The organism is Treponema denticola, from assembly GCF_024400535.1.
Classification (GTDB): Bacteria; Spirochaetota; Spirochaetia; order Treponematales; family Treponemataceae; genus Treponema_B; species Treponema_B denticola_C.
Genome location: NZ_CP038800.1, coordinates 512,524 through 526,716, shown reverse-complemented (window position 1 = coordinate 526,716; position 14,193 = coordinate 512,524). Strand labels below are relative to the sequence as shown.

14 protein-coding genes and 6 pseudogenes are annotated in these 14,193 nt (G+C 35.4%); 15 read left to right on the top strand and 5 right to left on the bottom strand.

Features of this window, described 5'->3' with window-relative positions; genetic code table 11:
* Positions 1-324 precede the first annotated feature (324 nt).
* From E4N78_RS02480 to E4N78_RS02425, 12 genes and pseudogenes are all read left to right on the top strand, one after another.
* The gene (locus tag E4N78_RS02480) at positions 325-1,125 is read left to right on the top strand and encodes an endonuclease/exonuclease/phosphatase family protein (RefSeq protein WP_255811506.1); all 801 of its coding nucleotides are present in this window, start codon (positions 325-327) and stop codon (positions 1,123-1,125) included.
* A 259-nt stretch (positions 1,126-1,384) separates the two neighbouring features.
* Positions 1,385-1,679 (top strand): annotated as a pseudogene (locus E4N78_RS02475) (AbrB/MazE/SpoVT family DNA-binding domain-containing protein).
* Positions 1,627-2,035 (top strand): annotated as a pseudogene (locus tag E4N78_RS02470) (putative toxin-antitoxin system toxin component, PIN family). The pseudogenes E4N78_RS02475 and E4N78_RS02470 overlap by 53 nt, the downstream one beginning before the upstream one ends.
* Before the next feature lie 242 nt (positions 2,036-2,277).
* Entirely contained in the window at positions 2,278-2,985 is a 708-nt protein-coding gene (locus E4N78_RS02465) for an endonuclease/exonuclease/phosphatase family protein (protein ID WP_255811503.1), read from the top strand.
* 117 nt (positions 2,986-3,102) lie between these two features.
* Positions 3,103-3,942 carry a hypothetical protein gene (locus E4N78_RS02460; protein ID WP_255811502.1) on the top strand — a complete coding sequence of 280 codons (840 nt, stop codon included), beginning with the start codon at positions 3,103-3,105 and terminating at the stop codon, positions 3,940-3,942.
* Positions 3,943-4,054: 112 nt separating this feature from the next.
* Complete coding sequence (locus tag E4N78_RS02455) at positions 4,055-4,768, top strand: AAA family ATPase (protein WP_255811501.1); 714 nt, start codon at positions 4,055-4,057, stop codon at positions 4,766-4,768.
* Positions 4,755-4,889: a hypothetical protein gene (locus E4N78_RS02450; protein WP_255811500.1), complete on the top strand. Its 135-nt coding sequence runs from the start codon at positions 4,755-4,757 to the stop codon at positions 4,887-4,889. Before E4N78_RS02455 ends, E4N78_RS02450 begins: the two co-directional genes overlap by 14 nt.
* Positions 4,890-4,972: 83 nt before the next feature.
* On the top strand, positions 4,973-5,101 hold the full coding sequence (locus E4N78_RS02445; protein WP_255811499.1) for a hypothetical protein: 129 nt from the start codon (positions 4,973-4,975) through the stop codon (positions 5,099-5,101).
* Positions 5,102-5,135: 34 nt separating this feature from the next.
* Positions 5,136-6,089, top strand: coding sequence for an McrC family protein (locus tag E4N78_RS02440; protein WP_255811498.1), 954 nt, complete (start codon positions 5,136-5,138; stop codon positions 6,087-6,089).
* Between the two features lie 34 nt (positions 6,090-6,123).
* Positions 6,124-6,330: a hypothetical protein gene (locus tag E4N78_RS02435; protein ID WP_255811497.1), complete on the top strand. Its 207-nt coding sequence runs from the start codon at positions 6,124-6,126 to the stop codon at positions 6,328-6,330.
* A 298-nt stretch (positions 6,331-6,628) separates the two neighbouring features.
* Positions 6,629-8,988: pseudogene (gene lon, locus E4N78_RS02430) on the top strand (endopeptidase La).
* A gap of 81 nt (positions 8,989-9,069) precedes the next feature.
* Positions 9,070-9,336 (top strand): hypothetical protein, encoded by a 267-nt coding sequence (locus E4N78_RS02425; RefSeq protein WP_255811480.1) that lies wholly within the window; start codon positions 9,070-9,072, stop codon positions 9,334-9,336.
* A 245-nt stretch (positions 9,337-9,581) separates the two neighbouring features.
* On the opposite strand, the gene E4N78_RS13795 is transcribed toward E4N78_RS02425, so the two are convergent.
* From E4N78_RS13795 to E4N78_RS13790, 5 genes and pseudogenes are all read right to left on the bottom strand, one after another.
* Positions 9,582-9,884, bottom strand: a complete 303-nt coding sequence (locus E4N78_RS13795) for a P-loop NTPase family protein (RefSeq protein ID WP_370645003.1) — start codon at positions 9,882-9,884, stop codon at positions 9,582-9,584.
* Positions 9,881-10,699, bottom strand: coding sequence for a GTPase HflX (hflX, locus tag E4N78_RS02420; protein ID WP_370645002.1), 819 nt, complete (start codon positions 10,697-10,699; stop codon positions 9,881-9,883). The genes E4N78_RS13795 and hflX overlap by 4 nt, the downstream gene beginning before the upstream one ends.
* A gap of 78 nt (positions 10,700-10,777) precedes the next feature.
* Positions 10,778-10,933: pseudogene (locus E4N78_RS02415) on the bottom strand (toxin PIN); the annotation flags it as partial.
* Positions 10,902-11,213, bottom strand: coding sequence for a type II toxin-antitoxin system RelB/DinJ family antitoxin (locus E4N78_RS02410; protein ID WP_010693046.1), 312 nt, complete (start codon positions 11,211-11,213; stop codon positions 10,902-10,904). The pseudogene E4N78_RS02415 and the gene E4N78_RS02410, both read right to left, overlap by 32 nt.
* A gap of 96 nt (positions 11,214-11,309) precedes the next feature.
* A pseudogene (locus tag E4N78_RS13790) lies at positions 11,310-11,770 on the bottom strand (GNAT family N-acetyltransferase).
* 222 nt (positions 11,771-11,992) lie between these two features.
* Between E4N78_RS13790 and E4N78_RS02400 the strand changes: the two are divergent.
* The 3 genes and pseudogenes from E4N78_RS02400 to E4N78_RS02390 all read left to right on the top strand — a co-directional run bounded on the left by E4N78_RS02400 (position 11,993) and on the right by E4N78_RS02390 (position 14,147).
* Positions 11,993-12,397, top strand: a complete 405-nt coding sequence (locus tag E4N78_RS02400; RefSeq protein WP_255811494.1) for a hypothetical protein — start codon at positions 11,993-11,995, stop codon at positions 12,395-12,397.
* Positions 12,313-13,293 (top strand): annotated as a pseudogene (locus E4N78_RS02395) (DEAD/DEAH box helicase family protein). The gene E4N78_RS02400 and the pseudogene E4N78_RS02395 overlap by 85 nt, the downstream one beginning before the upstream one ends.
* 11 nt (positions 13,294-13,304) lie before the next feature.
* On the top strand, positions 13,305-14,147 hold the full coding sequence (locus E4N78_RS02390; protein ID WP_255811493.1) for a hypothetical protein: 843 nt from the start codon (positions 13,305-13,307) through the stop codon (positions 14,145-14,147).
* Positions 14,148-14,193: the final 46 nt, after the last annotated feature.

Here is a 14,193-nt window from a genome sequence, read left to right as displayed (position 1 = left end):
AGCTAAAACCGAAACAATACATTTAACTTCGGCCTTCGGAATTTCCGTACCGAAGTTAAATGTGCAATTCTAAAAGAAAAAGAAATCGAAGACTTCATAAGAATAAATTTTTCAAATAAAGTAGGATAAAAATATTTTTTAGTCATCGGTATCCCATTATTAGCCTTCTAAATATTAGTTTAGTTTGATTCAATATGAACATACAATCAGCAGTCATTTTAGCATTTATCTGCTGTGTTGTATAGCCTTGCTATTTGAGATTCTACTTGAAAAAGATAAGTTTTTGAGGTAGGATAGTGGTAAGGAGTAAATGATGTTTGGCTATTGGAAAACAGTGGTGAGATAAATTCAAGTATTGGTTTAGTAAAAACACAGAGAGCACAAAGGAAAAATATGATATTAGTTACATGGAATTGTTGCTGCGGTCTAACAAGCGAAAAAGCAGAGAAAATAATCAAAGAATTTCCGTCTGATATTTACATTATTCAGGAGTGTAGAGACCTAGACAGATACAATTTATCAAATTATTTCAAGTTTTCAAACTGGTATGGTGATAATACCGAATATGATGAAAAAACAGGTAAAGGTGATTTAGGTGTCGGAATATTTTCAAATAGATACTGTATTACACTTCAGTATTATCATAATAGGAATATAAGATATTTCATTCCTTTCAAAGTATTTAACAATGAAGAATATTATACAATATACGCTGTATGGACAAAAAAAGAGAAATGTGATTTTCCTTATATTGGTCAAGTAATCGAAGGGTTAAAAGAAGAAGACTATAGAAACATATCTGAATCGATTGTTGTTGGAGACTTTAATACGGATATAAACTATCAAAATGAAAGAGAATATTTTGCTTACATGATAAACTTATTCAAAGATAAAAACCTAAAAAGTTGTTATCATAAATTTAATAAAATTGAATTTGGAGTAGATAAAGAAATAAAAACCTATAAAAACATTGGTCATGTTGATTATTGTTTTATTCCAGAAAAATGGAAGGTTTTATCGGTAAAAACTGGAGAACATGATAAATGGTATCAAAATCAATGGAAATTATCTAAAAATACAATAGATCATATCCCAATGCAGATTGTATTTGAAACTATAGACTAATATCCGAAGTAGTGATAGGATTCTGGAAAAGCCTACATTTGATAAATATATAAAAAGTGATATTAAACAGAAAAAGAAGTTCTATAAGGAAATTTAAAAGATTAACACAACTTTCAAAAGTCGACAAATGCTAAAATTTCCGAGATATAAATCTGATGGATTTAAATTGCAGCTTTCAAAAATATTTCGTAGAAATTATTGACAGAAAGTAATTAATTATTATATAATAGTATAAGTAAGGAAAGTAAGGAGGCGTTTTATGGAGCTTGCAAAACTAACATCTAAGGGTCAGATTACAATTCCGCTTGCGATAAGAAATATGCTCGGGTTAAAAACCGGCGATAAAGTCTTTTTTGAAGAAAGCAGAGGAAAAGTTTATATTACAAATGCTTCTCAAATAGCTTTAGCAAATATTCAAACTCAAATGCAAGGAGAAGCAGAAAAGCCGGCTTTCAAACAGAGATGACGTTATTGCTTATATTAAAGAGCTAAGGAAAAGAGTTGAGGATTTTCATAGATTCAAACATTGTGATTTCTGCGATACTTTTCCCTGATGGTAAGGTTGCTAAAGTTTTTTCTCATTTGCTTGAAAATCATACGGTAATAATTTCTTCATATACAAAGGAAGAATGCAAAAAAGTTTTTGAAAATAAATTTCCATTTAAAAAAGAGTTATTGGGTATTTTCTTTGATGGAATTACTTTTGAAGAATTTAAGAGTCCCGATACAATTGATGAAAATAAATATCAAAGTTCGGGATATAAAAGATTTACCGGTTCTTGTATCCGCAATTTTATCTGATTCAGATATTTTGATTACGGGAGACAAGGATTTTGAAGATGTAAAAATTGATAAACCATTAATTTTTACACCATCAAAATATTTCGAATTGATTGCAGAAAAATATTGATATATTTAGGGGTGAAAATAATTTTAAAAACCGGAGGATAAAATTAAAATGGATAATTGTATATTTTGTAAAATTATCCGAGATAGAAAACTTATAGACTAATGGCATATGCGTACATATAAATTTTGAACGGTTTTTTGTTGGTTGAAAAAGATGATTTTTTGAGGTAGGATAGGTGTAGGCCTAATGTGTGTAAGAGGCGGCAAAGGAATTGGAATACGATGAAATTGATTAGTTGGAATATGAATTACTGGCAACAGAAAGATAACCATGATTTAGCTTGGGATTATTTAGTAAATACAATAAATCCTGATATAGCATTACTTCAAGAAACCGTTGTTCCTGAATTATATAAGGAGCAAACGGTATTTTTGGAAAGCCATACTTGCAGAGTTCAGGACCCGATAAAATGGGGAACATGTGTATATATCAGCAAAGATCTACTACAGAAAAGTTCATTTAAGAATGTTACTGAATTGTATGTCGATAATGTGTGTGTAGATAATGAAAGTATAAATGGAAAACAAGTATTTGCAGAATTAATGTTTAATAATAATATTTTCACTATATGTAGTTTACATACTAATACTTCGCCTGATGATATTTATTCAATTAGAAACCATATTGAACAAATCTTCAATAATAAAATAATGAATGATAGCATTAGTAAATTTATCATTGGTGGAGATTTTAATGCTGATATTGAAATGTATAAGGGTTTTTTCTTGAAAACTTTCAATAGCATAAAAGCGCAGTATCATGAATGTATACCAAAATACACACAAACATTTTTTGGAAATAATATGGCTGAAAGAAATCATTATCAAGATGATCATATATTTGTCAGCAAGGATTTGTCAAATAATATAGGTGAAACATTTTCTTGGAATTATGGTAAAGTTAAGCAATATAGCGATCATACGATTTTGGAGGTAGAGCTTAATATATAAGAATAACCTGACACACACATTAATCTGATATTCATTTAATAAAACATAGATGAAAAATAAAACTATTTTTATTTTTCCGGCATATTAAAAAATCTTATATAGAATGGAGATGAATAAATGTTAACTGATGTTATTGAACGAGAAAAGGATAAAATTTATGAAGAATTCAACAATGAATTTCCTTTAGAAAGAGTACGAAATTTAACTTTGGAAGAATATACAAATACGGAGAGGAGTAACTCATTTTGTTATTGGGTTGAGAAAAAAACAGAAAAGCTAGGTTCAATATGGGGCGGATCAGCTTATAAATTTGGAATATTTAAAATAGGCGGTAAAATAAAGGGGAGAAATGGAACTTTATCCGACAATGAATATGCTTGGTATAGTAAATACGGGAAAGATCGACAGGAAGCCTATGAAAATGTACACTCAAATATAATCAGAATTATTGAAGCATCTCAAAAAGGTCATTTTGAAGAAATAGATTTAATTGATTTAGGCGATGCATATAAATGGAAAATTGCTTTTTTATACTCTAATAAAAAACTGCTAAATATTTATTTACCAAAAGCAATATTATATTTAGCAAATAAAGATAATAATTTCACTATTAACAGTCCCATTTCAAAAATGCAGCAAATTATACTTTCAAACACTGATTCTAAAAAACTATATGGCAAAGGAGATGAATTATGGAGTATTTGGGAAAATAGTCCGGAAGCAAAAAAGATAATACTGAACAAGAAGAGGGATGAACCTGATACAAATGATTTAATCCTCAAAACAAATATACAAAATTACAAAATTTCCTTAAAAGCACCACAATATAATTCTACACGGTGCTCCCGGAACCGGAAAACATATCTTACAAAACAGATAGCTAAACTCATGGATGCAGAAACGGATTTGTTCAGTTTCATCCAAGTTATGACTATACGGATTTTGTTGAAGGGTTAAGACCTGTAAATAATACCGATAAAACTAACATGATGTTTGAACGCAAGGATGGAGCCTTTAAGGCTTTCTGTAAAAAGCCGTTAAGAATTTACAAGATAGTAAAAATCTATTCATGAAATGCAGAAAGAAGTTTCCTTCAATAAATTTTTTTGAATTGCTTGATAAGATACGTAATGGAGATTTAAAGGAGTTACATCAAAGAACAAATATCCCTCTGGATATTTTACAAGTAACAGATAATGATAATATCGTTGTTAAAACAAAGGCTTCCGGGAAAGAAACAACATACATTGTTTCTTACGATCGTCTTGAAAAACTGTCAAAAGTGTTTGTTGATAAACAAAGTTTGGATAATATAAAAAATATTGATAAAGAATTTAGAAATGTGATAGGAGGCTCTCATTCTTCTGCATATTGGGCTGCATTAAATTGGATTTATACAAATCAAAATTCTTCAAGTATTTTGGAAATCTCCGAACCTATAAAGCAAAAAGATTTTATTTTTATTATTGATGAAATCAATCGTGGAGAAATAAGTAAAATTTTTGGAGAACTTTTCTTTTCCGTTGATCCCGGTTACCGTGGTAAAAAAGGACTGGTAAAAACACAGTATCAGAATCTTGTTGAAACAGGCGACATTTTTGAAGACGGTTTTTATGTTCCCGAAAATGTTTACATCATAGGTACAATGAACGATATTGACCGCAGCGTTGAAAGCATGGATTTTGCTATGAGACGAAGGTTTGCTTTTAAAGAAATTACGGCAGCTCAAAGTGCGGAAATTTTGAGCTTTCAGAAAACACAAAACGCGTATGGAGAGTCTTAACAATGCAATAAGCAAAATTGACGGTCTTAATTCTGCATATCATATAGGAGCTGCTTACTTTAAGCAATTGGATGATGACATGGAAACTTCTGATGAACTTTGGGAAAAATTCATTGCATGATCTTCTTGTTGAATATTTAAAGGGAAGCGGAAATGAAGAAAGCAATCTTGAATTATTAAAGAATGCTTTTGATATGATAAATATTGAATAATTTTTATGGCTATTTTAAGACTACAGACAATAACGGCGGCAAACAGTTACAAACTATTAGCCAAGAATACGAAGAAACAGATTTTAAGGCTGCCGTAAATGATATAAAAGATTTCAAATAAAACGCTTGCAGAACTTTCAACGGAGGAAAACCTTTTGATATTTCCGACAAAGTTGGAAGATTCCGCAGACTTACTAAAAGAGTCAAAACTCGGAAGCCTTACAAAATCAGACAAGGAAGAAAATTATATTTTTTCTACGGAAAATATAGCGGGATTCATTGGCATAAATGATACTGATATTTCCATAACCTCACGATTTGCAAAAAACGAAGAAGATTTTTTTCTTCATTACATGATTCAAAAAGTATTAAACCTTAATATTACAAACCTCAATTTTTCATCTTCACAAGAAAGTGTATTAAACTTACTTATTTATATATTCCCACGGCTTTTGCAAAAAGCTCTCTCTCAAGGCATGTATAAAGAATATAAAACTTTTCATAAAAATGATGAAAACGTCAGGGGCGTCATTGAGATTTCCCGTCATATTCAAAAAAATATTCCATTTGAAGGAAAGATTGCATATAAAACAAGAGAATATTCTTATGACAATACAACAACAGAACTTATACGGCACACGATTGAATATATCTCAGCCAAAAAAGATATTGCCGGTATTTTAACTTCTTCTCAAGAAATTCGTGATGCTGTCAAAACAATCAAAATGGCAACGCCTCTTTACAATTCAGGTGAAAGACAAAAAATAATAGCTGTTGCTATAAAAAAACAAAACCATCCGTATTTTACCTATTATGTTCCGCTAAAAAAATTATGTATTCAAATTCTTCAAAATAAAAAAATAAAATTTGCACGGCAGAAGAATCGTGTATACGGAATTTTATTTGACGTTTCATGGCTTTGGGAACAGTATCTTGCAACAATATTAAAACAAATCGGATTTTTCACCCTGAAAATAGAAAGGAGTAGGGGAATATCTGTTTTAACCAATAATATCGGCCGATTTATTCCTGATTTTTATAGAGATGATTTTGTGCTGGATGCTAAATATAAACCTTTTGATAAAAGGAATCCGCCTCCGATGATTTAGCCCAAGTTATAGCATATATGCATATTATAAAACTATGAAGGGAGCTTACATATATCCATTTGAAAATGAAAATGAGACAATTTTAAATGAGTTAGGAGAAATAAAGGGAATGGGAGGAATGCTTTACCTATGTCCTTTTTATATTCCGCAAAATTGCAGCACTTTTTCGGAATTTTCAGAAAAAATAAGGAAAAAAATGGAATCAAAATTAAGAAGATGGATAAATTCAGATGAATTCTGATAAAATCGATTTACGTATAAATGGTAAAAGATATTGTAAAAGCTGAAGAAAAAAATCAGAGGGAGATATAAAGTTATCGACACTTATTGATTATGTTGATAGTATTGGAATGGGGCTGGAAATAAAAATATACCCTAAATTAGATAACTCAAAGTTAAAGAAGAAGTTTTGTTGAGAATATAAGAGAGAAAAAGTAGAGAAAAGAGTTAAGGAGAGCTCAACTGTAAACATAAGGAGTTCCCGCTAATAATCATCTTTTCCGATTGACTTTTTTTTAAATTATTGAGATATTTAAAGAATGAGTGATAAAAAAGAAATTGTTCCGATAGAAAGCTTGCTGCCTCAGAAGTTGAACATTATTCCTTTGAGCGGCAGGCCGATTTTTCCCGGCATTTTTACGCCGCTTTTAATTAATGCCCCCGAAGACATAAAGTCAATCGAAGATGCCTATGCGGGCGACGGTTTTATAGGGCTTACCCTTCTTAAAAACAATATAGAAAACCCTCAAGCCAAGGACTTGTACAAGGTAGGCTGTGCTGCAAAAATCGTGCGTAAGATAAATCTGCCCGACGGCGGGCTCAATGTTTTTATAGCCACTCAAAAACGCTTTAAGATACGCAAAACCGTCAATGATACAAATCCCATAGTCGTAGCCGTTCAATATCTGGATGATGAAGAAGAAAAAAGCCACGAGGTGGAAGCCCTTACCAGAGCCCTCATAAGCGAGATGAAGCAGCTTTCTGAAAACAATCCCCTGTTCTCCGAAGAGATGCGGCTCAATATGATCAATATTGACCATCCCGGAAAAATAGCCGACTTTATCGCAAGTATCTTAAACATTCAAAAAGAAGATCAGCAAAAGATTCTTGAAACTCTAAATGTAAAAAAGAGAATGGAAGAGGTCTTTGTTCACATTAAAAAAGAACAAGAACTTTTACAGGTTCAGCGCAAGATACAGGATGACCTTAACATGCGTGTCGAAAAAAATCAGCGCGATTATTTTTTAAGGGAAGAACTTAAATCCATCAAAGAAGAATTGGGGCTGACCACAGATCCTAAGACCAATGAAGAAGAAAATTTTGCAAAGAGGATAGAAGAGTTTCAATTTACCGGAGAGGTAAAAGAAGTGGTGGACTCCGAATTTGAAAAATTTAAGATGCTCGACCCCTATTCTTCCGAATACATAGTTACCCGCAATTATCTGGAAACCATTCTTTCCCTTCCGTGGAAAAATTCGGAGCCGGAAGAATACGATATTGCAAAAGCTCAAAAGATTTTAAACAAGGATCACTATGGGCTTGAAGACGTAAAGACCCGAATAATAGAATACCTTTCCGTGCGAAAGTTAAAGAAGGACACCAAGGGTTCGATCATTCTTTTGTTAGGCCCGCCCGGTGTAGGTAAAACGAGCGTCGGAATGTCCATAGCCAGAGCTATGTCTAAGCCCTTCTTTAGGTTTTCGGTCGGAGGCATGAGGGATGAGGCCGAAATAAAGGGGCACAGAAGAACCTACATAGGTGCCATGCCCGGTAAAATCCTTCAGGGTTTAAAGATAGTAAAAACCAATTCTCCCGTTTTTATGATAGACGAGGTCGATAAGATGGGGCAAAGCTATCAGGGAGACCCTTCAAGTGCCCTCCTCGAAGTTTTAGACCCCGAGCAAAATATAAACTTTAGAGACCACTATTTGGATTTGCCCTTTGACCTTTCCAACATAGTTTTTATTCTCACGGCAAACACCCTCGATTCCATTCCCCGCCCTCTTTTGGACAGGGCCGAGGTAATAAAGCTTTCAGGCTACATTGATTCCGAAAAGGTGCAGATAGCAAAAAAACACCTTATTCCGAAAAGCCTTGAAAAGCACGGTCTTAAAAAGAATCAGGTAGTCTACAGTCAGGATATGCTCCTTTACATTGCCAACTCTTACGCAAAGCCGGCGTGCGCAACTTTGAAAAGAAGCTGGATAAGATTCACCGCAAGGTTGCAACCGAAATTGTAAACGGCAAAGAAAGAAGACGAAAACTGATCGTAACAAAGGCCGACATTGAAAGATGCTTGGCAAGGTTATCTTCCGCGATGACGATATTAAAAAGCCGATGTTCCAGGTACCTCGATAGGTCTTGCATGGACATCTATGGGCGGAGATACTCTTTGATAGAAACTGCATCTATGCTTGGAAAGGGCGGCTTTAAACTCACAGGCCAAGCCGGAAACGTTATGAAAGAATCTGCAGGCATAGCCCTTTCATGGACTCGAATGTTTGCCGTAGACCAAAAGATAAAAACCGGACTGGTTCGAAAAAATATAATTCACCTTCACCTGCCGGAGAGCTACCCAAAGGACGGCCCATCCGCCGGTATCACTATGGCCACAGCTCTTTTATCTCTTTTTTCAGGGAAAACCATCAAGTCTAAACTTGCCATGACCGGAGAGCTTTCACTTACAGGACAGGTTCTTGCCATAGGCGGCCTAAAAGAAAAAACAATCGCCGCCCGCCGCAACGGGATAAAGGAAGTTATTATTCCTCAGGCTAACACAAGGGACTTGGACGAAATCCCCGAATACATTAAAAAGGGCATTAAGTTCTACCCTGTAAGCCATGTTGAAGAAGTTTTGGATATAGCCTTTAAGGGAGCATTGACTAAGAAAAAAAGATAAGCGACCGGATTTTAAGTATAATCAATCAATTATAGAAAAACTTGACAATTTGTGGTATACTAAAAATGTTAAGGACTATGTATGCTGTTAACTGCTGTTCAGGAAAAATTGGAAACAATTCCGGATGAATATGTTGCAGAGCCTAATGCAAAATACTATGTGCTTATTACGGGTTATATTGATGATGATAAGCTTTTCCGCGGAGGTAACTATGCAGTAAAAATCGGAGCTGCTCCTTTTAATCCTGACGGTGAAGGTATTACCGACGGATCCCGTACTGCAGCTGAAAACGATACCCATGAAGATGACAATACACCTGCTAAAGCTAAGGCAAAGGGTGATGCATGAAATCGGGCATTTGCCTGTAACTTGGTTTCTCCCGGTAAGGATGCGCATGGCAATGATAAGCTGGATTATGACTTTTTCTACATTGAAATACCGTAATTAAGAACGGTTATTTAAGCTCTTATGCTTTTAACCTCCGTAAGACGGATGCCTTAAAAGGCCCTTACGGGGGTTTTTTGTATTTTCCTGTTTTTTTGTGATTTTCCGTTTATAGACCGCATATTGAAACAAGTTTTCTTTTTAACCCTTCAAGTCCCTCCCGTCTTAACCGAAATTTCGACGGCTTCGGGGTAACGCTCTTTTAAGCTCAGTATTTGAGCCTCATCAAAAACTTCATCTATTTTGTTTATTGCGATTATGGCAGGCTTATTGCTGCAAGAAAGCTCGTCTAAGACTTTTTTTGTTACTTCAAGACATTCAGGCATTGCAGGATGGGCAGCATCGCAGACTATGATTAAAAAATCTGCAAGGGCGGCTTCTTCCAAGGTCGAGCGGAAGGCATCAATCAACTGGTGAGGAAGATTACTTACAAAGCCTACAGTGTCTATCAATAAATTTGAATATTTTTTCGCCCGTTTGTAAAAACTTTTCTGGTTTCGGCATCAAGGGTGGCAAAAAGCTTGTCTTCGGTAAAGACTTCCGCCCCCGAAAGTTTTTTTAAAAGGGAGGATTTTCCGGCATTTGTGTAGCCTACGATAGCTCCTATTTTTTTATCCCCGTTTAAGCGGGTTTTACGCTGTTCACTCCGTTGAAGTCTTACCCGCTCTACCTCTTTTTTGAGCTTGGCAATTTCGGTTTTTAAGCGCCTTCTGTCAAGTTCCAGCTTTTTCACCCGCACCTCTGGAAGCTCCCTTGTTCCTTTTGCCCCGCCTCTTTGTTGGGCAAGGCTCGTCCATCTTGTAAGGCGGGGCATAGAGTATTCTAAACGGGCGAGTTCAGCCTGCAAGACGGCCTCCCTTGTTTGAGCTCTATCTGCAAATATTTGGATAATAACCTCGGAGCGGTCTATAACGCAGGTGTTAAGGGCTGCTTCAAGGTTTCGCTGAATGCGGGGGCTTACCGCACTATTAAACACAACAAGGTCGGCTCCTTCTTCTTCGATAGCTTGAGCAATTTTTTCAAGCTGCCCCGAACCTACAAGAGTTGCAGGGTTTTCTTTTGCTATTCTAAAGCGGAGGGAGGATAGGGGCTTTAAAAAGATGGTTTCAACGAGGCTTTGCAGCTCCTTTTCTTCTATTTCTTTTAGGGCTTCCGCACTTTTTTCCTGTAATGCGGAACGGCTTATATGAGAGTTTGAGGCCGCTCCTGAAAATATATCGGTAAAAATAAGTAAGGCCTTTTTTGTTTCGTTATCGGTTATATACATGAGGTGAAGCTCCTTTGTTACTAAATTGGTTTCTCAAGTAAATCTAAATTGACGAGGTGTTACAACAAAGGTTTCCACCTCATTATAAATTGGGATGATTTTGCCTGCATACATATAGTTAATCACAAAACGAGGAATAGAATTTTCTTTTAAAAATGCAGAAACAAGAACATTTGTATCAATTACAGCGTACAGAGGCACTCTATTTTCCTCTTCGTGCTGCATCAATTTCATTATTAATTTCCTCAATGCTCATTTCGGAAACGCCATAAATTGCTGCACTTTTAGACATAGATTGCATTGCTGAAAGAATGTCCGGAGGGATTTCTTTTTTTATTAAAGTTTGTTTGGTATTTTCCAGTTTCATATTAAAAGGAATCCCATTTTCAGCAACACTACGCTTAAAAAATATACGTACGGCTGTGGATAAGTCTAATCCTAACTGCTCATAAACAGCAGTCACATCATCTTTCAGTTTCTCATCAACCCTAATTTGAACTAATGTACTTGCCATACTTACCCCCTCATAATATTATAATACAAAATATTTTTTTTGCAAGTACAATGTAATGATAAAATTCTAAAATTATCCGATAATACTTTTGATATTTTATAATTTTTGGATCATTATCAGACAAGGATTCCATTCATCCCAGAGTGTGGGAAAAACTTCTAATTTTTTAAATCCTTGTTTTTTATAAAAGGCTATTGTTTGGTCATATTCTTTATAGTGTCCTTCATCTACCGTTTTTACCTGTATATAATCATATTTAGTTGAAGCAAATTTTTTCAGCTCATTAAATAATAATGTGCCGATTCCCTTATTGTGATATATTTTTTTTTTACTCCCATACAATGCACATCAGCGCAATCAGGGCTTGATTCGGTTAATGTTATAAACCCGATAATTTCATCATTTTCTTTTGCTGCCCATAAATCCAATTCTTTTGAATCATTAATATACTCTTTTGTGCTTTCAGGCAATCCGAACCATTCCGGTAAATCCGTCAAAACTTCTTCGACAATTTTTGCTTTTTCGTCTTTGTTTTCTATTTTTAGAATTTTTATCATAAACGGCTCCTATCTTCTACCGGTATATTATCTTAAAGTGCAGTTTAAGTCTAGCAAAGGATGATGAAAAAGTAACAAAATTTAGAAACATCCCCGAAACTACAAAACGCTGCGGCCATTCAGCGGCTGCCTTTTAAGCATTATAAGGTACTATTAAAATAACTAAAATAGTGTTATAATTGTTCCTATAGTTTTGGGATATGAGAACATTAGGATATATTTATGACGGAATACAAGAACAATCATAATTTCAGATATGACGGCCTATTGCCTGAGCAAAAAGCGCGTGTTTATATAGATGCATATCTTGAAGATGCCGGCTGGACGGTAGTCAACCGGGATGAGTTTGTTCCCGAAGCGATAAATGCACAAGCCGTCCGTGAAAATATCTTAAAAGGTAATAAAGAAGCTGATTACATTCTTTATCTTGACGGAAAAGCTATAGGGGTTCTTGAAGCAAAAGGAAAAGAGAATAATTTAGGCCTTGAAGTTGCAGAACAAGCGCAAAATTACGGAAATATTCTGCCCGATTGGATACGGGCATGGAAACCTCCGCTTCCGTTTATTTTTCTTTCAAACGGCGGACTTTGCTCTTTAAGGATATGCACGACGAAAACCGAGTTATAAAGTTCTTAAAAATGCTCTCTCCGAAAGATATTGTTAAATTGGCGGGCGGCGACATTGATTCGGAATATGCAAAACTTCCTTCTGTCCCGGCTGTAGGGGCAAAAGGGTTAAGAGGATGTCAATTTGAAGCAATCACGAAGCTGGAACTTTCATTTAAGCAGGGATTCAAAAAGGCTCTTATCGTTTTAGCTACGGGTGCCGGAAAAACATTTACCGCCTGTACCGCTGCGTATCGTCTTTTGAATTATACATCCGCAAAGCGGGTTCTTTTCCTTGTCGACCGTAACAATCTTGGGAAGCAAGCCGAAGGCGAGTTCGGCACCTATAAACTTACGGAAACAGGTAATCCTTTTTCCGATGAATATATTGTTCATCGTCTTAAAAGCGTTGAAAAAATAGGAAATGCAAGTGTCGTCATTTCAACGATTCAACGGCTTTTTGCAGTGCTCACGGGGCAAAAATAAACGATGCCGGCGATGACGAAGAAATGGATAATGATGAAAATGCACCGGGAAAACGAATTCAGTTTACCGGAAACATACTTTACCGCCGGTTTCTTTGACGTAATTATAATTGATGAATGTCATCGTTCGATTTACGGAGATTGGCGGCAGGTTCTTACTTATTTTAATAATGCAAAAATCATCGGACTGACGGCAACTCCGACACCTGAAGCTGAAGCGTTTTTTAATAAAAACCGGGTAGTAAATTACACTTTGGAAAAATCCATTGCCGACGGGTTAATGTTCCTCCGTGTGTATAGAATTAAAACCGAAATTTCGGAAACCGGCGGCACCATTAAAGACGGTGAAAAATCAAAAAAGTTTCCAACTGGAGCGGTAAAAGAAAAACGCAAAAGCAGCATGAAGACCGGCAATTCACCAAAACGGATATAGACAGAAGTGTCGTGATTCCGGCACAAATAGAAACGGTTGTTCAAGCATATAAAGATTCCATCTATGAGTCTCTGTACCCGGACAGAAAAAAAGATTGGACTATGATTCCAAAAACGCTTTTCTTTGCAAAAACAGAAAACCATGCAGAAGACATATTGAAAGCAATCAAAAGGTTTTCAAAACGAATTTCTAACGGAGAAATCCCCGAACATTATGCCCAGTTGATTACGTGTAAATCCGGAAATTCAAATCAACTGATCAGCGATTTTAGAAATGATAAAGATTTTCGGATTGCAATTACCGTTACCCTTGTTGCAACAGGCACCGATATCAGACCTTTGGAAATTCTTGTTTTTATGCGCGATATACATTCCGAAGTTCTCTACACTCAGATGAAAGGACGCGGATGCAGAACATTTGCCGACGATAAACTAAGAAACGTAACCTCAAATGCGATCTCAAAAGATTTTTACTATCTTGTGGATGCTGTAGGCGTAACGGAGCATGAAAAATCAATGCCGGCTCCGGGCGGAAACGGCGATGTAAAAAAAGTCTTGCCGCTCAAGGACCTTCTTGAACATCTTGCACACGGAGAATTATCCGATAATAATTTGGAACTTTTAGCAGACTATCTTTCACGCGTAAATAAAAAAGCCGAATCGGAAGATATTATCGAACTTAATGACTTACTCGGCGCTATTACCGTAAAACAATTGGCTGTAAATATTTTTGAATCAATCGCACCCGAGTCTTGCAGTTTACCCCCCTACAAAGATATTAACGAGCCGAACACAAAAAGAAAGATTTTAATTTCCCCGCTCATAAACAACGTAAAAGCCCGCAAAAACTTTTGAAATCAATGCCGGATTTATTAAAATTGCCCTTGAAAAACAGGATACG